This window comes from uncultured Campylobacter sp. (assembly GCF_938045535.1).
GTDB lineage: Bacteria > Campylobacterota > Campylobacteria > Campylobacterales > Campylobacteraceae > Campylobacter_B.
This window is the reverse complement of sequence record NZ_CALIMQ010000009.1, coordinates 1-1607: the sequence shown is the minus strand read 5'-3', so window position 1 is coordinate 1607 and position 1607 is coordinate 1. Positions and strand designations below refer to the sequence as shown.

At 45.5% G+C, this 1607-nt stretch carries 1 protein-coding gene and 1 pseudogene; both read right to left on the bottom strand.

Going from position 1 to position 1607, the window contains the following annotated elements:
• Nucleotides 1-108: pseudogene (locus tag Q0095_RS00485) on the bottom strand (transporter); the annotation flags it as partial.
• Nucleotides 108-1607, bottom strand: a 1500-nt coding sequence (locus Q0095_RS00480; RefSeq protein WP_297880356.1) for an insulinase family protein, incomplete at its 5' end; no start/stop codon positions are given. The pseudogene Q0095_RS00485 and the gene Q0095_RS00480, both read right to left, overlap by 1 nt.

Genomic DNA, 1607 nt, shown 5'->3' with positions numbered 1-1607 from the left:
TATTCTCACATTTAAGGTAGTTTGATACCAATTAATCGCAATTAGAAAAAATATTCCCGAATATGCCCAAAATGCCCATTTTTTGTTTTTAAAAAATGAAGCAAACATCAACGCTCCTTTGGATTTAAAATCGCCGTAAATAGCCTATCGCTTAGCATTTGTGCGGCTTTTTGCACATCCGCACTTTTTACTGCGTTTACGCGCGCGGCGTAGCCCTTTTCGTCGTAGAGCGGATAGCCGTAAAGCTCGTGCGCAGTGATATTAGCAAGCCAAAAATCATTCGTCTGCGCAGCTCTTTTGGTCGATAGAATTTGAGCTTTTTTGAAATTTGCCAGCTCGCTATCTTTTGCGCCGGAGCTTTCGATCTGTTTTAAAATTTCACTCACGCTTGCTGCAACCGCACGGGCATCTTTAGGCTCGGTAGAAAACGATACGTTCAAGCTTGCTGCGATTTGTGGCTCACGCACATAGGCGCTATGCACCATCGCCGAGTAAATTTGTCCGCGCGCCTCGCGGATCTGCTCGACGATGCGATTGCTTAGCACGCTTTTTAACGCTTGAAATTTATAAGTGTCTGAAAAGTCAAAATTTTGCAGCTCATAGTTTGAAAAAATCATCCGAACTTCGCTTTTATCACTATCGCCGTAGTCTTGCACAATCTCGCCGCTAGAAGTATTTAGCATCAAAGTTTTAGGCGTAGCGCTGCTTGTGCCGGGCTTTAGATTGCCGATATATTTGGCTAGAATTTGTTTTGCGCGCGCAGGCTCGAAATCGCCGCTAAGCACAAAGATAAAATTTCCAGCACCTGAAAAAATTTCATCCGCATCGCGCTGTAAATCGGCAAGATTTGCGCTCTTTACGTCATCTACGCTAAGCGGCTGCTTGCGAGCCGTATCTCCTGAATATAGAGATTTTAAAATTTGCTCGCCGAATTTAAATTCCGCCGTCTCGTCGCGCAGCGCGATCGCCGAAAGCGCGTCGGTTTTATATTTTGTAAGCGAGCTTGCATGAATTAGCGGCTCGCTAAATCTTGCGTAAAGCTCGTGTGCCATCGCCTCCAGATCCGCCCCTGCGCCTCTAAAACCGCAGTCTGCGTCATCCATCCTAAATCTTAGCTTATAATCAAATTTTGAGGTCAAGCGCCCCGCCTCATATTCGTTTAGCTCGCCTATGGTGCCCGAGTTTAGCAGGGCAGTTAGAATTTCGCCACGAGCCTTGCCAAAGTGCGCGTAACCGCCTTTTTTAACGGCTACGAGGGCGATTTTATTTTTCTCGCTTTTAAGAGGCTTTAAAATTACCTTCGCGCCGTTTTTAAACTCCAAAATTTCAGTGCCGCTAGCGCCTTTTTGCGTTTTAAATTCCGTCTCTTTTAAATCTGCTCCCGCAAGCTGCTTGGAAGCAAGCTTCGAATCAGCGAAATTAAACGGCAGCGCTTTTTCGTAGAGCAGCTCCGCGTCTTTTTGGCTAATGCCCAAATCCTTTGCCGAGATAATCTCCGTAAATCTCGCTCCATCCGTTATCTGAGAGAAAAATTTATTAACATCCGCTAGCGTTATTTCTTCTAACGCCTTGAGGCTTAGATCGTGCTCGTCTTGCTTACTAAGCTT